Source organism: Duganella sp. GW822-FHT06D06 (genome assembly GCF_058799615.1).
In genome coordinates this window covers 1-21439 of sequence record NZ_JBXALQ010000029.1, presented here as the reverse complement: position 1 = coordinate 21439, position 21439 = coordinate 1, and the positions used below count along the sequence as shown (strand labels likewise).

Sequence of the window (21439 nt, the reverse complement as noted above, 5' to 3'; positions counted from 1 at the left end):
TACGCTGCCGTACATACAGAATTTCCACGAAAAAAAAGGCCGCATGCGCGGCCTTGTAAAGGAAGAAAACTTGTATCGCCGGGTAGCCTAGGCGGCGTGCGCCAGCGGCGCCAGCGCCAATCCGCCGCTGAGGCTGTAGGCCTGGGCGTGGCCCAGGCGGCGCAGCAACTGCGCGGCCTTCAGGCTGCGGTTGCCGCTGCGGCAGAAGAACACCAGCGGGGCGGGCGCCCCCGCCTGGTCGCCGTGCAGCCACGCGCTGGCGTGCTCGGCCAGGCGGCTCAGCGGCACGCTGCGGGCGCTGCGGCCGGCGGCTCCCGGCGCGATGGTGGCGGCGAACTCGTAGGGCTCGCGCACATCGATCAGCTCGGTGTCGGGATGGGCTTGCAGGAAGGCCTCCAGCGCGGCGCTGTCGAGTTGCAGCGCCGCTTGCGTTACCGACGCGGCCGGTGCGGCCATGCCGACGCAGAACTGGTTGTGCTCGTCGCGCGTCGGGCACAGCAGCGTCTGCGCGCAGGTCAGCGCCCGCAGCGCTTCGACGGCGGGCCGCGCGCTGAAGGCAAAGCGCACCGCCTGCGGCGGCAGCGTGGCATCGACGGCGTTGCCCAGCAGATAGTGGCGGGCGGCGCCGTCGGTCACGCTGAGCAAGGTCTGCGTGCCGAGCCGGATGGCGTGGGCGGCGGCCGGCCAGCCATAGGCGTCGGTGGCGGCGTGGCTATCGACATGCCGGCCCAGCGCACTGATCAGCATGCCGCGCTCGGTGTCGGCCAAGGTGCCGACCACGGCTTGCACCTGGTAGTCCTGGCAGCGCACATACGATACGATGCGCGCAATCATGTCCGGCAAGGGATCGATCACCACGCAGCTGCGGCTGGCGGCGTCCAACACCAGCCAGCTGCACGCGCCTTCGACGCCCAGTTGCAGCAAGCCGTCGTGCGGCACGGCGCTGCGTTCGGACGGGATCAAACAGCTGGCGCGCAGCGCGGCGCCGCAGCGCTCGATGCGGCGACAGGCGTCGGCGATGGTCGCTGCGTCGGCCAGCGGACCGAAGGACATGCGGATCGCGCCGGCGCTGCGCCACAGCGGCGCCTGCATGGCGTCCAGCACGTAGCTGGGCGCGGCCTTGGCGGCCGAACAGGCGCTGCCGGAGCTGACGCGCACCTGGGCGGCGTCGAACACGTCCATCAGTTCGCGGCTCGACAGGCCGGGCACGGAAAAGTTCAGCGTGGTCGGCAGCGATTTGTCGAAGGGGTGGTTGAACACCAGGCCAGGCAAGGCGGTGCGCAGGCTCTCGGCCAGGCGGGCGCGGAAGCTGGCCAGCTGGTGATGGCTGCGGAAGGTGTCGCCGCGTTCCAGCGCGGACAACACGGCGCCCAGCGCGGCGATGCCGGCCATGTTCTCGGTGCCGGAGCGCTGGCCGCTTTCCTGGCCGCCGCCCATGATCAGCGGCGTGAACGGCGCGCCGGCGCGCACGTACAACATGCCTATGCCCTTGGGCGCGTACAGCTTGTGGCCGGAGAACGGCGCGTAGTCGATGCGGGTGCCGGCCAGGTCCAGGTCCAGCTTGCCCAGCGCCTGCACGCAGTCGACCAGCCAGTAGGCGGCGCTGCCGGACTCGGCCAGCAGCACTTCGATCGCGGCCAGGTTGGTGATGATGCCGGTTTCGTTGTTGGCGGCCATGGTGCACACCAGCGCGGCCTGCGGCGCCCACTGCCGCAGCATGGCCAGGTCGTGCGCGCCGTCCTGGTCGACCGGCAGTTTTTGCAGGGTCAGGTTCAGGCCCAGCAGGCGGTTCCAGTGCGCCAGGCTTTCCGGCACGGCCTTGTGTTCGGTGGCGCCGTAGACCAGCAGGCTGCCGATGGCCTCGCCGCGCTCGCGGCGTTCGCGCAGCGCCACCAGCGCCGACAGCACCGCCGTCTGGATGCCTTCGGTGGCGCCGCTGTTGAACATCAGGCGGCCGTCGCCCACGCCCAGCAGGCGCGCGGCGCAGGCGCGGGTCTGGTCCAGCAGGGCCTTGGCCTTCAGGCCGGTGCCGTGGCTGCTGCTGGGATTGCCGTAGCGCTGGCCCATAGCGTCGGCCGCGGCGGCGATCGCGGCCGGCAGCACGGCGGTGGTGGCGTTGCCGTCGAGGTAGATTTCGGTCGTCATGATAGTGCCTGTGTCATCGATACCTATAGCTTACTCAGTCGTGGCGAAATATATGTACTAAAATACTCTTGTTACGCACTCCACATGGCATTTTCATGCTGTCTTTCTAGGAAAAATAGAATGAATGAACTTGATCGCTACGACTATGCAATTTTGTCGGCCCTGCAGGGCGACGGCACGCTGTCGATCGCCCAGCTCAGCGAGCGGATCGGCCTGTCCTCGACGCCGTGCTGGAAGCGGGTGCGGCGGCTGGAAGAGGAAGGCTATATCGAGAGCCGCGTCGCCATCGTCAACCGCCGCAAGGTGGGCTTGCCGGTGACGGTGTTCGTCAGCGTGCGCACCAGCCAGCACGACGACAAATGGCTGGCGCGCTTCGCGGCGGCCGTGATCGCCTTGCCGGAAGTGCAGGAATTCCACCGCATGAGCGGCGACATCGACTACCTGTTGAAGGTGGTGACGAGCGATATCGAAGGATATGACCGGTTTTACAAGAAGTTAATCAAGTCCGCGCAGCTGAGCGGGGTGTCGTCGGCGTTTTCGATGGAGCAGATCAAGATCACCACGGCCTTGCCGCTGGAGCTGGTTTCGCACCAATAGAGTGCAGTGACGGGCTGAGCATGGGATAATTATTGTCCCATATCAAATACTTGATTAAGCCCATGCGCGCATTCCTCGACCGCTGGCTGCCCAGCCCCACCACCGCCAGCCGCAGCGAGCAGTTGCGCGCCGCCGGCGGCGCCCTGTTCGGCCTGCTGCTGACCGCCCTGCTCGGCCTGACCCTGTCCCCTGGCGCCATCTTCCTGGTCGCGCCGATCGGCGCCTCCTCGGTGCTGCTGTTCGCGCTGCCGGCCAGTCCGCTGGCGCAGCCGTGGGCCGCCATCGGCGGCAATGTGGTCAGCGGCCTGATGGGCGTGCTCTGCATGCGCCTGTTCGGCGACACGCTGCCCATGCCGCTGCTGTGCGCGCTGGCCGCCGGCACCGCGATCGCCGCCATGTTCGCGCTGCGCTGCCTGCATCCGCCCGGCGGCGCGGTGGCGCTGACGGCGGTGATCGGCGGCCCGGCGATCCACGCGGCCGGCTTCGCCTTCCCGCTGGTGACGGTGCTGGCCGACACCACGCTGCTGACGCTGATGGCGATGCTGTACAACAACCTGACGGGACGGCGCTACCCCCATGCGCAACAGGGCGCGCACCCGAATCCGCACGCGACCAAGGATGCGGTGCCGACCGTGCGGCTGGGCTTCAAGCCGGAAGACCTGGACGCCGTGCTGAAGCAGTACAACCAGGTGCTGGACATCAGCCGCGACGACCTGGAATCGCTGTTCATGCAAACCGAGCAGCGCGCCTACCAGCGCCGCTTCGGCATCATCCGCTGCGCCGACATCATGTCGCGCGACATCGTCAGCGCCGAGTTCGGCACCAGCCTGGAACAAGCCTGGCAGCAGATGCGCAGCCACCGCGTGGCGGCGCTGCCGGTGCTCAACCGCGCGCGGCGGGTGATCGGCATCGTCACGCAGACGGATTTCCTGGAGCACGGCGGACTGGACGACTATCGCGGCATCCGTCAGCAACTTCAGCGATTTCTACGCAAAAGCGGCGTAACCCACACCGAAAAGGCCGAAGTGGTCGGCCAGATCATGAGCCAGCACCCGACCACCGCGCGGCTGGACACGCCGATCGTCGACCTGGTGCCGCTGATGGCCGATTCCGGCTTCCACCACATCCCCATCGTCGACGCGGAACTGCGCTTCGCCGGCATCATCACCCAGTCGGACCTGGTGGCGGCGCTGTATGAGAGCCGCTTCGCCGAAGCGGCGGCCTGAGCAAAAAAAAACCGCCACCCGAAGGTAGCGGCCAGGCGGTACTGCTTTGTTATTCTTGAAGTCTACTTGAACTCTTGCTGGTCTCCAGCATACTCCGGTTCACATGTGCGTTGCACAATTATATTTGCAAATCCGGAGCTAAAATTTCCCAAAAAGAACAATGTATCGCCGATACAAAAATTGTCCCAGCGCCGCCCCGCGATGGCTTATGCTAGGCGCCAATTTTGTGACATCCTGAGGAAGAACTATGACGCGTCGCCGCAACACCTTTGCCGCTTTGGCCCCTCTCGCCGCCGCCGTGGTGCTGACGTTCGCGCCGCTGGCGGCCAACGCCGCCGCACCGGCCGCCGCCGTGCCGCAGGTCAGCGCCGCGCCCGTGCACAAGGCATTGCTGGCGATCGCCGACCGGTACTACGACGCCATCGCCCGCTTCGAGCCGCTGGGCGCCACGGAAAACGGCGACAACCGTTTCGACGATCAACTCGGCCTGAGCATCGCCCCGGCCAAGCGCGCCCAGCAGTTCAAGCTGTACCGCCAGTTCGCCACCCGCCTGAAGACGATCCCGCGCGCGCAGCTGGATAACAAGGACCGCATCAACTACGACATCCTGGTCTACGAGCTGGACCAGTTGCTGGCGATGCAGCGCTATCCCGAGCACCTGCTGCCGATCAACCAGATGGACAGCGTGCCCGTCACCCTGGCCAACTACGCCGGCGGCGAAGCGTCGCAGCCGATCGGCACCGTCAAGGAATACGACGCCTACCTGCAGCGCATCAGCCAGTTGCCGGCCTGGATAGACCAGGCCATCGCCAATATGCGCGCCGGCATCAAGCAAGGCATCACGGTGCCGAAGGCGATCATGGAGTCGGGCTTGCCGCAGTTCCAGAAGCTGGTCAGCGCCACGCCGGAAAGCAATATCTTCTACACGCCGATCACCAAGCTGCCGGCCGCCTTTGCCGCCGCCGACAAGGCGCGCCTGAGCGCCGCCTACCGCAAGGCCGTCGGCGAGCAAGTGATGCCGGCGCTGGCCCGCCTGGCAACCTTCCTGGAACAAGAATACGTGCCGGCCTGCCGCAGCTCGACCGGCCTGGGCGCGCTGCCGGACGGCGCCGCCTGGTACCAGGCGCGCGTGGCCGGCGCCACCACAACCTCGCTCAAACCCGACGAAATCCATGCCATCGGCTTGAAAGAAGTCGCGCGCATCCAGGCCCAGTTTGAACTGCTGGGCCCCAAGCTGGGCTACACCGGTGCGGCGTCGGGGCTGCCGGTATGGGTGGCGGCGCAGCCGAAGTTCTATCCGTTCAAGACCGAGCAGGAAGTCCAGGCCGTGTATCACCAGCTCAACGATGTGCTGGACACCAGGCTGCCACAGATGTTCACGCTGCTGCCGAAAGCCAAGCTGGACTTGCGCCTCGAGCCTGAGCTGAGCCGCGCCACCGCCTCGGACCACTACACCGCGCCGGCCGGCGACGGCTCGCGTCCCGGCGTGTTCTGGTCGGTGGTCAACGATCCCGCCAAGTACGGCAATACCGGCATGACCACCTTGTTCCTGCATGAAGGCAAGCCCGGCCACCACTTCCACATCGCGCTGATGCAAGAGCTAAATCTGCCTAACTTCCGCAAATATGGCGGCAACAACGCCTATACCGAAGGCTGGGCGCTGTATGCGGAGACGCTGGGCAAGGAGATGGGCCTGTTCGACGATCCGGCCCAGTACTTCGGCCACCTGAACGACGAGCTGCTGCGCGCCACCCGCCTGGTGGTCGACACCGGCATGCACGCGCAAGGCTGGAGCCGCGAGCAAAGCATCCGCTACATGCACGACACGCTGGGTTACGACAACTCCGCCAAGACCGAAACCGAGCGCTACATGGCTTGGCCGGGTCAGGCGCTGGGCTACAAGATCGGTTCGCTGAAGATCGTCGAACTGCGCCAGCGCGCGGCCAAGGCGCTGGGCGACAAGTTCAGCCTGCCGAAGTTCCACGCCGTGGTGTTGGGCGACGGCACCCTGCCGCTGGCGCTGCTGGAGGAAAAGGTCGATCGCTGGATCGCCGCGCAACAATAAACCGCCGGGGCGGGCTGCGCTGGCCCGCCTGCCCGCGCTCCGGGACGGGACGGAAGCCTTGGCGCCGACTTACGCTGCGCTTGTTTGATATGGCGCAAATAGTTATTCGATAGTCAAGCGAGCTAGATCAACACGCGCAATACTGCGGGGTACCCATCCAAAGTCCGTTGGAAAGAGCGCATGCATTCCCTATTGCCCGCCGTGGTCTCCCTGCTGTTCTTGTGTTTCGGCACCTACGTGCTGCATACGCGCGGGGTCAGCCGTATCAGCGTGGCGTCCTTCCTGCTGTGCGCGACCACGTTCTGCTGGCAATTCACCTGGGCCGTGCTGTTCCAGGTCCACGACCAGTACCAGGCGCTGGCGCTGGCCAAGCTGGGCTACCTGCTGATCCTCTTCGTGCCGACCACGCTGTACCACTTCATCGCCGAACTGACGGCGCAACGCAGCGAGCGCCGCTGGGTGGACCTGTCCTATGCGATCGCCGGCTTGCTGGGCGTCATCCTGCTGAGCACGGACTGGATGATCGCCGGCCTCTATCCCTATTTCTTCGGCTACTACCCCAAGGCCGGGCCTTTGCACCCGCTGCACCTGGTGCAGACCGGCCTGGTCGCGGGGCGCGGCCTGTGGCTGCTCTACCGCCGCCAGCAACGGGCCGTGTCGACCGAGAAGACCCGGCTGCGCTATTGCCTGGCCAGCCTGCTGATCTATTTCTTCGCCTCGGTCGACTATCTGGGCAATTACGGCGTGCAGTTCTACCCGCCGGGGGTGTTGTTCGTGGCGGCCAGCCTGGGCTTGATTGCCCAGGCGATGGTGCGGCACAAGCTGCTGGCCGACCCGATGGAGGTGGCCGCCACCATCGCCCACGAAATGCGCACGCCGCTGGCGACCATCCGCAACCAGTCGCGGGTGCTCGCCAAATGCCTGCCGGATTTGTTGGCCGGCTATCAGTGCGCGCTGGAAAACCGGCTGATCGAGCCAATGTTGCGACCGGCACAACTAAATTACCTCAGCAAACTCCCCCAGCACATTGAGGCCGAGATCAACCGTTCCAATTTCATCGTCGACATGTTGCTGGCCTCGGCCCGCGCGGGCACCCTGGATCGCAACGACTTCGCCGATCACTCAATCAAGAAATGTGTCGACGAAGCCCTGGCCTGTTATCCATTTGAAAGCTCGATGCGCGACAAGGTGGTGGTGAAAGCGTCCGAGGATTTCACCTTCTTTGGTTCGGATGTATTGCTGGTCTACGTTTTATATAACCTGTTTAAAAACGCCCTGCATGCGATTAAATCCGCGGGGCGGGGCGAAGTGGAAATTGCCTTCTTTACCCAGGGGAATAGCAAACAATTACTGGTGACCGATACCGGCATGGGAATACCGGATGACGTGCTGCCGCATGTATTTGAGCCGTTTTATAGTACCCGGCATAATGTCGGCGGTACCGGCATGGGATTGGCATTCTGCCAGCGCGTGATTACCGCATTCGGCGGCAAGATACATTGCGAATCCCAGGCGGGACGTTATACCCGGTTCTCGGTATTATTTCCGCAAAAGCAGACCTGGCATGCCGAGCGGGTAATGGATTAATTCACCGCGACTTCCTCGCCGCTGATCTTATCCAGATCGGTTTCATCGCCCAACACGTATATCTTCTGCTCCCGCAATACCTGGAGAATAAAAGGCTGTTGCTCGCGCAGACGGCGCTTGAAATCGGGAATCGAATACAGGTTGGGGTTGATCTTACGGCGCAATAAACGTTCGGCGACCGGCAGGCGCGATAATAGCTCGCCGTAGCTGGTGTTATCGCCGATCAGCATTAATTCCACCGGCGTGTCCATGCCCTCGTGTTCCTTGGCCGTGGCGCCATAAACAAACGCCACATTCAACACGTGTTGCAACGGCGCCAGCGCCGAATTCAACACGCTCACCAGGCCGAAGGTTTTCTTGACCAGATTGCTTAACTCCCCGAATACAATGCATTCCTTGTTGGGTTTAAAGCGTCGCACGTTGCCGATACGCTCGGACACGATAACGCCCGACTCATGCAGCCGTTTGAGCTCCCGCTGGGCCGAGGCGCTGCCCAAACCCGTCAGGCGCATGATCTCGTTCAAGTGGAAGCCTTGATTGACACGTACAAATAGCAAGCCCAGCAGCTTTTGCTGGGCAGGGGTGAAGAGTGCTTGAGCGATCATGAGCCAAATCTTAGCATGAACGCACTACTCTCTGGCATGTTTAACGTAGCGTTTCCGGGCTAACTTGCATCGGACCGGGTGAGGGATCAGTCCGGCGTACCGCCAACTATCAATACCGGCCCGTCAAAATTTGCCTATATTGAATACCCGCACATACACCGGGGAGATTGCCATGACTTTAGACCTACACGAGCGGATTACTATGGACAAGGCTCAGTGCGGTGGCAGAGCGTGCATACGCCACCTGAGACTCAGGGTGTGCGACATATTAAACCTGCTCGCGGCCGATTTGCGAAATTCAGATCAGCGATGCCGAATATCTATCCAGCGATTGCGGCTGGCCAGGCGGTTATTGAAATTCATTAATCGCGCCGCCAATAAAAAAACGGCACCCGGAGGTGCCGTTTTTATTGACGGGGCTAAAAGCTGAATTACGCTTCGCCGTCGTGCGGAGTAACCGTTTCGGTGACTTCCACGTCGTTGCTGGACATCGAGGCTTTCTCGGCCAGCAGCAGAGCTTGACGCTCTTCCACTTCCCAAGCCTCTTTCTCTTTGCGAGCGCGGTGGAATGCCAGACCGGTGCCGCCTGGAATCAGACGACCAACGATGACGTTCTCTTTCAGACCACGCAGACCATCGCGCTTGCCCATGATTGCGGCTTCGGTCAGAACGCGGGTGGTTTCCTGGAACGATGCGGCCGAGATAAACGAATCGGTCGACAGCGATGCCTTGGTAATACCCAGCAGAACGTTTTCGTACGTTGCAGGGATCTTATTCTCTGCATTGACTTTGTCGTTTTCATCCAGCAGTTCCGAACGCTCAACCTGCTCGCCAACGATGTAGTTGGTGTCGCCGGCATTAACGATCTGAACGCGACGCAGCATCTGACGCACAATCACTTCAATGTGCTTGTCGTTAATCTTCACGCCCTGCAGACGGTACACGTCCTGCACTTCGTCAACGATGTAACGCGCCAGCGCTTCGATACCCAGCAGACGCAGAATGTCTTGTGGATCGGCCGGGCCGTCGACAATCATCTCGCCTTTGTTCACTACCTGGCCGTCGTGGACCAGCACTTGCTTGTCCTTGGTGATCAGGAACTCGTGCTTGTTGCCGTCCATGTCCGTGATTTCCAGACGCTGCTTACCCTTGGTTTCTTTACCGAAGGCAACAGTACCGGTCACTTCCGCCAGCATACCTGCGTCTTTTGGCGAACGTGCTTCGAACAGCTCGGCAACGCGCGGCAGACCACCGGTAATATCGCGGGTCTTCTGCGATTCGGTCGGGATACGTGCCAGCACTTCACCAACGGTCACTGCCTGGCCGTCTTTCACCATGATCAGCGCGCCAACCTGGAAGCCGATCGCCACCGCGTGTTCGGTGCCGGCGATCTTCACTTCGTGGCCTTCTTCGTTCAGCAGCTTGACCTGTGGACGCAGGGTCTTGGTCAGCGAACCGCGACGCTTGGCATCGATCACCACCAGGGTCGACAGACCGGTCACTTCGTCCACCTGACGGGCTACGGTCACGCCTTCTTCGACGTTCTCGAAACGCACCACACCGGCGTACTCGGTAATGATCGGACGGGTCAGCGGATCCCAGGTTGCCAGGGCCGTACCGGCCTTGATCACCAGACCGTCTTTGACGATCAGGGTCGCGCCGTACGGCACCTTGTGACGCTCACGCTCACGGCCGTGGTCGTCGGTAATCAGCACTTCGCCCGAACGGGAAATGACGATCAGCGCGCCCTTGCCGTTGGTGACGTAACGCATGGTCGAGGTGAAACGGATGGTACCGTTCGACTTCGCTTCCACCGACGATGCCACTGCCGCACGCGACGCCGCACCACCGATGTGGAAGGTACGCATGGTCAGCTGGGTACCCGGCTCACCGATCGACTGCGCTGCGACCACACCGACGGCTTCGCCGGCGTTGACCAGCACGCCACGGCCCAGATCGCGACCGTAGCACTTGGCGCACAGGCCGAAGCGCGTGTCGCAAGTCAGCGGCGTACGGACCTTGACTTCGTCGATCGACAGACGCTCGATCTCTTCGACCATGTCTTCGTCCATCAGGGTACCGGCTTCGTACAGCGTGGCCTGGGTTTCCGGATTGACGACGTCGTTGACCACCACGCGGCCGAGGATACGGTCGCGCAGCGCTTCGATCACTTCACCGCCTTCGACCATCGCCTTCATCAGCGCGCCGTTGGTGGTGCCGCAATCGTCGGCGATGACGACCAGATCCTGGGTCACGTCGACCAGACGACGGGTCAGGTAACCCGAGTTCGCGGTCTTCAGTGCCGTATCCGCCAGACCTTTACGAGCGCCGTGGGTCGAGATGAAGTACTGCAACACGTTCAGGCCTTCGCGGAAGTTCGCGGTAATCGGCGTTTCGATAATCGAACCATCCGGTTTCGCCATCAGACCACGCATACCTGCCAGCTGGCGAATCTGCGCCGCGGAACCGCGGGCGCCGGAGTCGGCCATCATGTAAATCGCGTTGAAGGATTCCTGGGTGGACTTGGTGCCGTCACGCTTGATGACGTCTTCCACTTTCAGTTGGTCCATCATGGCCTTGCCGACTTCATCCGAGGTCTTGCCCCAGATGTCGACCACCTTGTTGTAACGTTCGCCGGCGGTGACCAGACCCGAAGCGTACTGCTGCTCGATCTGCTTGACTTCGGATTCTGCGGCCGAAATCAGCGTCACTTTTTGAGGCGGTACCAGCATGTCGTCCACACAGATCGAAATACCGGCGCGGGTCGCCAGGCGGAAGCCCGACTGCATCAGTTGGTCAGCAAACACCACCGTCGCGCGCAGGCCGCACTTACGGAAGGACGTGTTGATCAGCTTGGAAATCTCTTTCTTCTTCAGCGCGCGGTTCAGCACGGAGAATGGCAGGCCTTTCGGCAGGATTTCCGACAGGATCGCGCGGCCGATCGTGGTCTCGTAACGGGTCACGGTGCGGACGAATTCGCCCGTCACTGGATCCTTGGGATTCTCGACGATACGCACGGTGATGCGGGTGGTCAGTTCCACTTCCTTGTTGTCGTAGGCACGAATGACTTCCGACACGTCCTGGAACAGCATGCCTTCGTTCTTGGCGTTGATCGCTTCGCGGGTCGCGTAGTACAGACCCAGCACGATATCCTGCGAAGGAACGATAGACGGTTCGCCGTTCGACGGGAACAGGATGTTGTTCGAAGCCAGCATCAGGGTGCGGGCTTCCATCTGTGCTTCGATCGACAGCGGCACGTGAACTGCCATCTGGTCACCGTCGAAGTCGGCGTTGAATGCGGCGCAGACCAGCGGGTGCAGCTGGATCGCCTTGCCTTCAATCAGGACCGGCTCGAACGCCTGGATACCCAGACGGTGCAGCGTAGGCGCACGGTTCAGCATGATCGGGTGTTCGCGGATCACGTCTTCCAGGATGTCCCAGACGACCGGTTCCTGGATCTCGACCAGCTTCTTGGCGGCCTTGATCGTGGTAGCCAAGCCCATCAGTTCCAGCTTGTTGAAGATGAAGGGCTTGAACAGTTCCAGCGCCATCAGCTTCGGCAGACCGCACTGGTGCAGTTTCAGCTGCGGACCCACCACGATGACCGAACGGCCCGAGTAGTCGACGCGCTTACCCAGCAAGTTCTGACGGAAACGGCCGCCCTTACCCTTGATCATCTCGGCCAGCGATTTCAGCGGACGCTTGTTGGCGCCGGTCATCGCTTTGCCGCGACGGCCGTTGTCCAGCAGCGAATCGACCGCTTCTTGCAGCATGCGCTTTTCGTTGCGCGTGATGATCTCTGGAGCGCGCAGCTCCATCAGGCGTTTCAGACGGTTGTTACGGTTGATCACGCGGCGATACAGATCGTTCAGATCCGAGGTCGCGAAACGGCCGCCGTCCAGCGGCACCAGCGGACGCAGTTCCGGCGGCAGCACCGGCAGCACTTCCATGATCATCCACTCAGGCTTGATGCCCGAACGCTGGAACGCTTCCAGCACTTTCAGGCGCTTGGCGTATTTCTTGATCTTGGCTTCGGACTTCGATTCCTTCAGTTCCACGCGCAGGGTCTCGGCATCGCGGTGGATGTCGATCGAGCGCAGCAGTTCGCGGATACCTTCGGCGCCCATGAAGGCGGTGAAGTCGTCGCCGTACTCTTCGTACTTGGCGGCGTAGTCGTCTTCCGACATGATCTGGCACTTCTTCAGCGGGGTCATGCCTGGATCGGTCACCACGTATGCTTCGAAATACAGCACGCGTTCGATGTCCCGCAGCGTCATGTCCAGCACCATGCCCAGACGGGATGGCAGCGACTTCAGGAACCAGATGTGGGCGGTAGGCGAAGCCAGCTCGATGTGGCCCATGCGCTCGCGGCGCACCTTGGCCAGCGTGACTTCGACGCCGCACTTTTCGCAGATCACGCCGCGGTGCTTCAGGCGCTTGTATTTACCGCACAGGCATTCGTAGTCCTTGATCGGGCCAAAGATCTTGGCGCAGAACAGACCGTCGCGCTCAGGCTTGAAGGTACGATAGTTGATGGTTTCCGGCTTTTTAACTTCGCCGTAGGACCACGAACGGATTTTTTCAGGCGAAGCGAGACCGATTTTGATCGCGTCAAAAGTCTCGTTCGTCTGTACTTGCTTGAATAGATCGAGCAGTGCTTTCATGTATCACTCCAGGTAGTGATGAATTCTTTAAACTGCCCCGCCGGCAACGACCGGCGGGGCCCGTGCGAGTGTTAGTTGCGTTCCAGGTCGATATCGATACCCAGGGAACGGATCTCTTTCACCAGCACGTTGAACGATTCAGGCATACCGGCGTCGATCACGTGGTCGCCTTTGACCAGGTTTTCGTACACTTTGGTACGGCCGTTCACGTCATCCGACTTAACGGTCAACATCTCTTGCAGCACATACGATGCGCCGTATGCTTCCAGTGCCCACACCTCCATCTCACCGAAGCGCTGGCCGCCGAACTGGGCTTTACCGCCCAGTGGCTGCTGCGTCACGAGCGAGTATGGACCGGTCGAACGCGCGTGCATCTTGTCGTCGACCAAGTGGTGCAGCTTCAGCATGTGCATCACGCCGACGGTGACCTTGCGCTCGAACGCTTCGCCGGTGCGGCCGTCGTACATGGTGACCTGATTCTTCGACGGCGTCATGCCCAGCTTGTGAGCGATGTCGTCCGGGTAAGCCAGGTCCAGCATGCGGCGGATTTCCGATTCGTGCGCGCCGTCGAACACCGGCGTGGCGAACGGAACACCCTTCTTCAGGTTGTTCGCCAGCTTCATGATCTCTTCGTCGTCGAACTGGTCCAGGTCTTCCGGACGGCCGTTTTCGTTGTAGATCACGGTCAGATACTTGCGCATCTCTTCGGCCTTGGTGTGCACCGCCAGCATTTCGCCGATACGGATGCCCAGGCCCTTGGCTGCCCAACCCAGGTGGGTCTCGAGAATCTGACCCACGTTCATACGGGAAGGAACACCCAGCGGGTTCAGCACCACGTCGGCCGGCGTACCGTCGGCCATGTATGGCATGTCTTCCACCGGCACGATACGGGAAACCACACCCTTGTTACCGTGGCGACCCGCCATCTTGTCGCCCGACTGCAGGCGGCGCTTGACGGCCAGATACACTTTGACCATCTTTTGCACGCCAGGTTGCAGCTCATCGCCCTGGGTCAGCTTCTTGCGCTTCTCTTCGAAGGCCAGGTCGAACTGGTGGCGCTTCTCGTTGATCGATTCCTTGATCGCTTCCAGCGCGGTAGCCGATGCGTCTTCCGATGGACGGATGTCGAACCAGTGGTACTTGTCCAGATCCGCCAGGTATTCCTTGGTGATCTTGGCGCCTTTGGCCAGCTTCTTCGGACCGCCGTTGACGACTTGGCCGATCAGCATCTTTTCCAGACGCTGGAAGGCATCGCCTTCAACGATACGCATCTGGTCGTTCAGGTCCAGGCGGAAACGCTTCAGTTCATCGTCGATGATCTGTTGCGCGCGCTTGTCGCGAACGATGCCTTCACGGGTGAAGACCTGGACGTCGATCACGGTGCCGATCATGCCCGATGGCACGCGCAGCGAGGTGTCTTTGACGTCCGATGCTTTTTCGCCGAAGATCGCGCGCAGCAGCTTTTCTTCCGGCGTCAGCTGGGTTTCGCCTTTAGGCGTCACTTTGCCGACCAGGGTGTCGCCCGCTTGCACTTCCGCGCCGATGTAGACGATACCGGACTCATCCAGACGAGCCAGCTGGTTCTCAGCCAGGTTCGAGATGTCGCGGGTGATTTCTTCCGCGCCCAGCTTGGTATCGCGTGCCACCACGGACAGCTCTTCGATGTGAATCGAGGTGTAGCGGTCGTCCTTGACGACGTTTTCCGAGATCAGGATCGAATCTTCGAAGTTCAGACCATTCCATGGCATGAAGGCCACGGTCATGTTCTGGCCCAGAGCCAATTCACCCAGGTCGGTCGATGCGCCGTCGGCGATCACGTCGCGCTTGGCCACACGGTCGCCTACCTTGACGATAGGACGCTGGTTGATGTTGGTGTTCTGGTTCGAACGGGTGTACTTGATCAGGTTGTAGATGTCGACACCGACTTCGCCGGCGGTCGCTTCGTCATCGTTCACGCGAATCACGACACGGCCCGCATCGATGTAGTCGACGATACCGCCGCGCAGCGCCTGCACGGTGGTGCCCGAGTCGACTGCCACGGTGCGTTCGATACCGGTACCGACCAGTGCCTTCTCCGGGCGCAGGCAAGGTACGGCCTGACGCTGCATGTTGGCACCCATCAATGCGCGGTTCGCATCATCGTGTTCCAGGAACGGAATCAGCGACGCTGCGACGGAAACGATCTGGCCCGGCGCCACGTCCATGTACTGGATGCGCTCTGGGGATACCAGGATGGTTTCGCCGGCTTCACGGGCCGAGACCAGCTCGTCGCTCAGCATGCCGCTCTTGTCGATGGTCGCATTCGCCTGGGCGATGATGTAGCGGCCTTCTTCGATGGCGGACAGGTAGTCGATCTGGTCGGTGATCTTGGAGCCATCTACCTTGCGGTACGGGGTTTCCAGGAAGCCGTATTCATTCAGGCGGGCGTACAGCGCCAGCGAGTTGATCAGACCGATGTTCGGGCCCTCAGGCGTTTCGATCGGGCACACGCGGCCGTAGTGGGTCGGGTGCACGTCGCGCACTTCGAAGCCTGCGCGTTCGCGGGTCAGACCGCCGGGTCCCAGAGCGGAGACACGACGTTTGTGCGTGATTTCCGACAGCGGGTTGGTCTGGTCCATAAACTGCGACAGCTGGGACGAACCGAAGAACTCGCGGATTGCGGCCGAGATCGGCTTCGAGTTGATCAGGTCGTGCGGCATCAGGTTGTCCGCTTCGGCTTGGCCGAGGCGTTCCTTGACAGCGCGCTCAACGCGCACCAGGCCGGCGCGGAACTGGTTCTCGGCCAGTTCGCCGACGCAACGTACGCGACGGTTACCCAGGTGATCGATATCGTCGACTTCGCCGCGGCCATTGCGCAGTTCCACCAGGATCTTGATCACGGCCAGCACGTCTTCGTTCGACAGCGTCATGGCGCCGACCAGCTCGTCGCGGCCGATGCGGCGGTTGAACTTCATGCGGCCGACGGCCGACAGGTCATAGCGGTCAGGGCTGTAGAACAGGCCGTTGAACAGCGCTTCGACCGAGTCTTCGGTTGGCGGTTCGCCAGGACGCATCATGCGGTAGATCGCGACACGGGCGGCCATCTGGTCGGCGGTGTCGTCGATGCGCAGGGTTTGCGAAATATAGGCGCCCTGGTCCAGATCGTTGGTGTACAAGGTCTGGATGTCGGAGATGTGGGCTTCGCGCAGGCGGCCCAACACGTCTTCGGTCAACTCGTCGTTGGCGGACGCGACGACTTCGCCGGTCTCGGGATCGACGATGTTCTTGGCCAGCACGCGGCCCAGCAGGTAGTCTTCCGGTACCGAGATGTGCTTGATGCCGTTCGATTCGATATCGCGCACGTGCTTGGCGTTGATGCGCTTGTCCTTCAGGACCAGCGTCTTGCCTTCCTTGTTGACGATGTCGAAACGCGCGACTTCGCCACGCAGGCGTTCGGCGACGAATTCCATTTCCGCGCCTTCGGAGCGCAGGTTGAAATTGTCGAACACGAAGAAGTTCGCCAGGATCTGCTCGTGCGACATGCCGATCGCTTTCAGCAGTATCGTCACCGGCATCTTGCGGCGGCGGTCGACGCGGAAGAACAGGATGTCTTTCGGGTCGAACTCGAAGTCCAGCCACGAACCGCGGTAAGGAATGATACGCGCGGAGAACAGCAGCTTGCCGGACGAGTGGGTCTTGCCGCGGTCGTGTTCGAAGAACACACCAGGGGAGCGATGCAGCTGCGAAACGATAACGCGCTCGGTACCATTGATGACGAACGAACCGGTGGTGGTCATCAGGGGCAGTTCGCCCATGTAGACTTCCTGTTCCTTCATCTCTTTGACGACCGGCTTGGTCGGCGATTCCTTGTCCAGGATCACCAGACGCACCTTGGCGCGCAGCGGCGACGCGAAGGTCAGGCCGCGCAGTTGGCATTCCTTGACGTCGAAGGCGGGGTCGCCCAGGACATACGACAGGAATTCGAGACGCGCAAAGCCATTGTGCGAAACGATAGGGAATATCGAGGTAAAGGCCGACTGCAGGCCGTCGTTCTTGCGTGTCGACGGTGCTACGTCTTCTTGCAAGAAACTATGGTAGGACTCGAGCTGGGTAGCCAGCAGGAACGGAACGTGGTGAACGTTGGCGCGCTTCGCGAATGATTTGCGAATGCGTTTCTTCTCAGTAAATGAGTAGTGCATGGACACTCCGTGAGTGACAGAAAGGATAAAAAATTCAGGTTTTGCCAGTGCAAAATTAGCCACTTCAGCAACAAGATCGGCTGCATGTCACACAGACGAAACCTGAAACTTCTACCATTTCCAGCTGATTCGATAAAACTGCGGCGTCGGACAAACGCTACAAATACGACGAGGACGACAAAGGAGCCAAAGCCGGATTTCCCCCTTTAACAAGGGAAATCCGCAGCTTTGGCTCGTGGCGCTAACTAACTAGCCGCCGTACAACTTGATTACTTCAGTTCGGCCTTGGCGCCAGCTTCTTCCAGCTTCTTCTTAGCGGCTTCAGCGTCAGCTTTCGACAGGGCTTCTTTGACGGTCTTAGGAGCGCCATCAACCACGTCTTTGGCTTCTTTCAGGCCCAGACCGGTGATTTCGCGAACTGCTTTAATCACGCCAACTTTGTTTGCGCCGACTTCGGTCAGAACAACGTTGAATTCGGTTTGCTCTTCAGCAACCGCAGCAGCAGCGCCGCCAGCTGCTGGAGCAGCCATTGCAGCGGCCGAAACGCCGAATTTTTCTTCGAATGCTTTGACCAGGTCGTTCAGGTCCATTACGGACATTTCGCTAACTGCGTTCAGGATGTCGTCTTTGCTAATTGCCATTTGAAACTCCAATAATTTTTTGATTCGTTAATACATCAGATTGGTACTTGAGAAAAAACCCCGGCTCGGAAGCCGGAACAGCGTAATGAATTACGCTGCGGCTGGCGCTTCTTCTGCGGCCACTTCGGCAACAGCTGGAGCACCTTCGGATTTTTTCGCTGCCAGAGCAGCCAGACCACGTGCAAAGCCCGACACCGGAGCCAGCATAACGCCCAACAACTGCGAGATGAGAACTTCACGGCTAGGAATGCTCGCCAACGCTGCAACAGCTGCTTTATCCAGCTGCTTGCCTGCGTAGTTACCTGCAGTGATGACCAGTTTGTCGTTGGTTTTAGCGAAGTCAGCGATGACTTTAGCTGCTGCAACGGCATCGTCCGAGATCGAGTAGATCAACGGACCGGTCATGCTGTCTGCCAGGTTGGCGAACTGCGTGCCTTCGACGGAGCGACGTGCGAGGGTGTTTTTCAACACTCGCAGGTACACGCCTTGAGCGCGCGCTTTGGCACGAAGTTGCGTCAAGTGAGCAACCTGGATGCCACGATATTCGGCCACGACGATAGTTTGCGCAGTTGCTACTTTTGCGGAAACTTCGGCGACGACGGCCTTTTTGTCATTCAGATTGAGACCCACGGTCAACCTCCTTAAATGATGACGGGCAAACTGCCTGCCATCGGTTCGAACAACGGCGTCCGAGGTTTAGGAGTCCAATGGACTACGAAACTTGATCGGGTACACCATCTGCGTTGGGTGAAAAATTCAATTAACCAGTTGCCTACCTGATGCATCCGGCCCAACGGTCTTTGATTGCCTGGCCGTTCCCGAAGAAACGACCAGCCCAAAGAACTGCCCCGCGCCTTACGGCACAGGGACTTGATTTTGTAACTAGCGGTGCCAGGCGCCAACACGCTACGCGTGTCAGCAGCTGGAACACCGGGAATTAAGCCGCCAGGGTGGTCTGGTCGACACGGACGCCAGCGCCCATGGTCGACGACAGCGATACCTTGCGCAGGTAAACACCCTTGCTGGTAGCTGGCTTGGCTTTGTTCAGTGCGTCGATCAGGGCAACCAGGTTGCTCTTCAGATCTGCATCAGCGAACGATTTGCGGCCGATGGTCGCGTGGATGATACCGGCTTTGTCGGTACGGTACTGAACTTGACCGGCTTTCGCGTTTTTCACGGCGGTAGCGACGTCAGGGGTTACGGTGCCGACTTTCGGGTTAGGCATCAGGCCACGTGGGCCCAGGATCTGACCCAGGGTACCAACGATACGCATGGTGTCTGGCGAAGCGATGACGATATCGAAAGGCATGTCGCCGGCTTTGACGCGCTCGGCCAGGTCTTCCATACCAACCACGTCGGCGCCGGCGGCTTTAGCCTGCTCGGCTTTTTCGCCCGAAGCGAATACCGCGACGCGAACGGTCTTGCCGGTGCCGGCTGGCAGCACGACGGAACCGCGAACGACTTGATCCGACTTCTTAGGATCCACGCCCAGCTGTACCGACACGTCGATCGATTCATTGAACTTGGCGGTGGCCAGTTCTTTGATCAGAGCGACTGCGTTGTCGAATGCGTAGGACTTGGTGCTATCAACTTTGGCTTTGATAACTTTAGCGCGTTTGGACAGTTTTGCCATGATTACAGACCTTCCACCGTGATGCCCATCGAACGTGCGGAACCAGCGATGGTGCGTACAGCAGCATCCAGGTCGGCAGCGGTCAGATCAGGGGTTTTCAATTTAGCGATTTCTTCAGCTTGAGCGCGGGTCAGCTTACCGACTTTGTCGGTATGTGGCTTCGGCGAACCTTTGACAACGCCCGAGTGCTTCTTGATCAGGAAGGTTGCTGGAGGCGTCTTCATCACGAAGGTGAAGGACTTGTCGGCGAACGCGGTGATCACGACCGGGATCGGCATGCCTGGTTCCATACCTTGGGTCTGCGCGTTGAACGCTTTGCAGAATTCCATGATGTTCAGACCGCGTTGACCCAGAGCTGGACCGATCGGTGGGGATGGGTTTGCTTTACCAGCTGGCACTTGCAGCTTGATAAAACCAATGATTTTCTTTGCCATGATGGCTCCTATCTTGGATATGAGTAGTAGCGCCCCACCATGCGCAGTTGCAGGGCGGGGCTCCTCTTTGCCAGATGCGCGTAGGTTTTAACACCGTCGCCCGTTCTGGCGAACGGTGCTGCTTATACTTTTTCGACCTGGCCGAACTCAAGTTCCACCGGAGTAGCGCGGCCGAAGATGGTGACCGACACGCGTACTTTGGATTTCTCGTAGTTGACTTCTTCGACGTTGCCGTTGAAGTCGGTGAACGGGCCATCCTTGATGCGGACTTGCTCGCCCACTTCGTACAGTACTTTCGGCCGTGGCTTCTCGACACCCTCTTGCATCTGCTGCATGATCTTGTCGATCTCACGCGCTGGAATCGGGGTCGGCTTGTTCGATTTGCCGCCGATGAAGCCGGTTACCTTGTTGGTGTTTTTCACCAGGTGCCAGGTTTCGTCGGTCATTTCCATCTCGACCAGGACGTAGCCCGGGAAGAAACGACGCTCGGTGACGGACTTCTGACCGTTCTTGACTTCGACGACTTCTTCGGTCGGCACCAGGATCTGGCCGAACTGGTCCTGCATGCCGGCGCGCTCGACGCGCTCCGTCAGCGCACGCTGGACGCTTTTTTCCATGCCGGAATACGCATGTACAACATACCAGCGCTTGTTGCTTACTGGTACGCTGATTGGCGCTGCGACAGCTTCCTGTGCCGGAACTTCGCCCGACACCGGTTCGCCGGCCGCCTCATCTTGCACATTTTCGTTCATTATTTTCGTATACCCAGAATGACGTCGTACAACAGGAACTCAAGTGTCTTATCCGTGCCCCACAGGAACAGCGCCATCACCAGCACGAAGGCAAACACGATGCCCGTGATCTGGGTAGCTTCGCGACGAGTAGGCCAGACGACCTTTTTCGTTTCGCGCACGGCTTCTTTGGCGAAATTCAGGAATTCACGGCCAGTCGTCGAGGTCCACAAGAGCAGAACGGCAAAAGCCAAACCAGCTACAAGTGCGCCTGCGCGTACGAGAGCTGGTTTGTCTGACAGGTAATAAAACCCGACCACACCTGCGATTGCAACGGCTATTGCCAGAGCAACCTTAATCTTGTCATTCGACGTGCTAACGGTCTGCACGGATTGATTTGACATTTATATTTACTTTCGGTGCCCTGCACCTGAAAACGGTGGCAGGGACGGAGGGCATCGAACCCCCAACCTTCGGTTTTGGAGACCGACGCTCTGCCAATTGAGCTACGTCCCTACGTAAAACTACAAAGGATATCGATTATACCACCAGAGACGCCCCTGGTGGTACGACCAGTATTCCTTAAGCGATGATCTTCGCTACAACACCAGCACCAACGGTACGGCCACCTTCGCGGATTGCGAAGCGCAGACCTTCTTCCATCGCGATCGGGTTGATCAGCTTGACGGTGATCGACACGTTATCGCCTGGCATAACCATTTCTTTGTCCGCTGGCAGTTCGATCGAACCGGTCACATCAGTCGTACGGAAGTAGAACTGTGGACGATAGTTGTTGAAGAACGGCGTATGACGGCCGCCTTCGTCTTTCGACAGAACATAGATCTCGCCGGTGAAGTGGTTGTGCGGCTTGATCGAGCCTGGCTTGGCCAGAACCTGACCACGCTGTACGTCTTCACGCTTGGTGCCGCGCAG

The 21439-nt window shown here is 60.3% G+C and carries 16 protein-coding genes and 1 tRNA gene; 5 read left to right on the top strand and 12 right to left on the bottom strand.

The annotated features are described in order from the left end of the window. Positions 1-87: 87 nt before the first annotated feature. On the bottom strand, positions 88-2145 hold the full coding sequence (locus AC1RMD_RS30090; RefSeq protein ID WP_492932338.1) for an aminotransferase class V-fold PLP-dependent enzyme: 2058 nt from the start codon (positions 2143-2145) through the stop codon (positions 88-90). Between the two features lie 120 nt (positions 2146-2265). On the opposite strand from AC1RMD_RS30090, the gene AC1RMD_RS30085 reads away from it, so the two are divergent. The 4 genes from AC1RMD_RS30085 (at position 2266) to AC1RMD_RS30070 (ending at position 7620) form a co-directional block, all read left to right on the top strand. Then, positions 2266-2742, top strand: coding sequence for an Lrp/AsnC family transcriptional regulator (locus tag AC1RMD_RS30085; protein WP_332853500.1), 477 nt, complete (start codon positions 2266-2268; stop codon positions 2740-2742). A 62-nt stretch (positions 2743-2804) separates the two neighbouring features. Further along, a complete protein-coding gene (locus AC1RMD_RS30080) occupies positions 2805-3968 on the top strand; it encodes an HPP family protein (protein ID WP_492932336.1) in 1164 nt (387 codons plus the stop codon). A 247-nt stretch (positions 3969-4215) separates the two neighbouring features. Then, a complete protein-coding gene (locus AC1RMD_RS30075; protein WP_492932334.1) occupies positions 4216-6033 on the top strand; it encodes a DUF885 domain-containing protein in 1818 nt (605 codons plus the stop codon). A gap of 180 nt (positions 6034-6213) precedes the next feature. Next, positions 6214-7620: a sensor histidine kinase gene (locus AC1RMD_RS30070; protein ID WP_492932332.1), complete on the top strand. Its 1407-nt coding sequence runs from the start codon at positions 6214-6216 to the stop codon at positions 7618-7620. Here AC1RMD_RS30070 and AC1RMD_RS30065 read toward each other — a convergent pair. Beyond that, complete coding sequence (locus AC1RMD_RS30065; protein ID WP_217943562.1) at positions 7617-8225, bottom strand: helix-turn-helix domain-containing protein; 609 nt, start codon at positions 8223-8225, stop codon at positions 7617-7619. The genes AC1RMD_RS30070 and AC1RMD_RS30065 overlap by 4 nt on opposite strands. A gap of 172 nt (positions 8226-8397) precedes the next feature. Here AC1RMD_RS30065 and AC1RMD_RS30060 point away from each other — a divergent pair, with 172 nt between their 5' ends. Continuing rightward, on the top strand, positions 8398-8655 hold the full coding sequence (locus AC1RMD_RS30060) for a DUF433 domain-containing protein (protein WP_492932329.1): 258 nt from the start codon (positions 8398-8400) through the stop codon (positions 8653-8655). A gap of 1 nt (position 8656) precedes the next feature. Here AC1RMD_RS30060 and rpoC read toward each other — a convergent pair whose 3' ends face one another. The 10 genes from rpoC to AC1RMD_RS30010 all read right to left on the bottom strand — a co-directional run. Further along, entirely contained in the window at positions 8657-12889 is a 4233-nt protein-coding gene (gene rpoC / locus AC1RMD_RS30055; RefSeq protein ID WP_492932327.1) for a DNA-directed RNA polymerase subunit beta', read from the bottom strand. 71 nt (positions 12890-12960) lie between these two features. Continuing rightward, the gene (gene rpoB, locus AC1RMD_RS30050) at positions 12961-17067 is read right to left on the bottom strand and encodes a DNA-directed RNA polymerase subunit beta (protein WP_492932325.1); all 4107 of its coding nucleotides are present in this window, start codon (positions 17065-17067) and stop codon (positions 12961-12963) included. Between the two features lie 269 nt (positions 17068-17336). Next, a complete protein-coding gene (gene rplL / locus AC1RMD_RS30045) occupies positions 17337-17708 on the bottom strand; it encodes a 50S ribosomal protein L7/L12 (protein WP_217943559.1) in 372 nt (123 codons plus the stop codon). A gap of 90 nt (positions 17709-17798) precedes the next feature. Beyond that, positions 17799-18338, bottom strand: coding sequence for a 50S ribosomal protein L10 (gene rplJ / locus AC1RMD_RS30040; RefSeq protein ID WP_217943558.1), 540 nt, complete (start codon positions 18336-18338; stop codon positions 17799-17801). 307 nt (positions 18339-18645) lie between these two features. Beyond that, positions 18646-19341 carry a 50S ribosomal protein L1 gene (gene rplA, locus AC1RMD_RS30035; RefSeq protein ID WP_492932322.1) on the bottom strand — a complete coding sequence of 232 codons (696 nt, stop codon included), beginning with the start codon at positions 19339-19341 and terminating at the stop codon, positions 18646-18648. A gap of 2 nt (positions 19342-19343) precedes the next feature. Beyond that, positions 19344-19775, bottom strand: a complete 432-nt coding sequence (gene rplK / locus AC1RMD_RS30030; protein WP_008444110.1) for a 50S ribosomal protein L11 — start codon at positions 19773-19775, stop codon at positions 19344-19346. Between the two features lie 122 nt (positions 19776-19897). After that, entirely contained in the window at positions 19898-20527 is a 630-nt protein-coding gene (gene nusG / locus AC1RMD_RS30025) for a transcription termination/antitermination protein NusG (protein WP_026334849.1), read from the bottom strand. Continuing rightward, entirely contained in the window at positions 20527-20910 is a 384-nt protein-coding gene (gene secE, locus AC1RMD_RS30020; RefSeq protein WP_008444107.1) for a preprotein translocase subunit SecE, read from the bottom strand. The genes nusG and secE overlap by 1 nt, the downstream gene beginning before the upstream one ends. A gap of 36 nt (positions 20911-20946) precedes the next feature. After that, positions 20947-21022 (bottom strand) — tRNA-Trp (locus AC1RMD_RS30015). Between the two features lie 66 nt (positions 21023-21088). After that, on the bottom strand, positions 21089-21439 hold a 351-nt coding region (locus AC1RMD_RS30010), incomplete at its 5' end, for an EF-Tu C-terminal domain-related protein (RefSeq protein WP_492932319.1).

What these genes read in the sequence shown, in the direction of transcription:
- AC1RMD_RS30090 (WP_492932338.1), bottom strand. Translation starts at nt 2,145, where the DNA reads ATGACGACCGAAATCTACCTCGACGGCAACGCCACCACCGCCGTGCTG.
- AC1RMD_RS30085 (WP_332853500.1), top strand. Translation starts at nt 2,266, where the DNA reads ATGAATGAACTTGATCGCTACGACTATGCAATTTTGTCGGCCCTGCAG.
- AC1RMD_RS30080 (WP_492932336.1), top strand. Translation starts at nt 2,805, where the DNA reads ATGCGCGCATTCCTCGACCGCTGGCTGCCCAGCCCCACCACCGCCAGC.
- AC1RMD_RS30075 (WP_492932334.1), top strand. Translation starts at nt 4,216, where the DNA reads ATGACGCGTCGCCGCAACACCTTTGCCGCTTTGGCCCCTCTCGCCGCC.
- AC1RMD_RS30070 (WP_492932332.1), top strand. Translation starts at nt 6,214, where the DNA reads ATGCATTCCCTATTGCCCGCCGTGGTCTCCCTGCTGTTCTTGTGTTTC.
- AC1RMD_RS30065 (WP_217943562.1), bottom strand. Translation starts at nt 8,225, where the DNA reads ATGATCGCTCAAGCACTCTTCACCCCTGCCCAGCAAAAGCTGCTGGGC.
- AC1RMD_RS30060 (WP_492932329.1), top strand. Translation starts at nt 8,398, where the DNA reads ATGACTTTAGACCTACACGAGCGGATTACTATGGACAAGGCTCAGTGC.
- rpoC (WP_492932327.1), bottom strand. Translation starts at nt 12,889, where the DNA reads ATGAAAGCACTGCTCGATCTATTCAAGCAAGTACAGACGAACGAGACT.
- rpoB (WP_492932325.1), bottom strand. Translation starts at nt 17,067, where the DNA reads ATGCACTACTCATTTACTGAGAAGAAACGCATTCGCAAATCATTCGCG.
- rplL (WP_217943559.1), bottom strand. Translation starts at nt 17,708, where the DNA reads ATGGCAATTAGCAAAGACGACATCCTGAACGCAGTTAGCGAAATGTCC.
- rplA (WP_492932322.1), bottom strand. Translation starts at nt 19,341, where the DNA reads ATGGCAAAACTGTCCAAACGCGCTAAAGTTATCAAAGCCAAAGTTGAT.
- rplK (WP_008444110.1), bottom strand. Translation starts at nt 19,775, where the DNA reads ATGGCAAAGAAAATCATTGGTTTTATCAAGCTGCAAGTGCCAGCTGGT.
- nusG (WP_026334849.1), bottom strand. Translation starts at nt 20,527, where the DNA reads ATGAACGAAAATGTGCAAGATGAGGCGGCCGGCGAACCGGTGTCGGGC.
- secE (WP_008444107.1), bottom strand. Translation starts at nt 20,910, where the DNA reads ATGTCAAATCAATCCGTGCAGACCGTTAGCACGTCGAATGACAAGATT.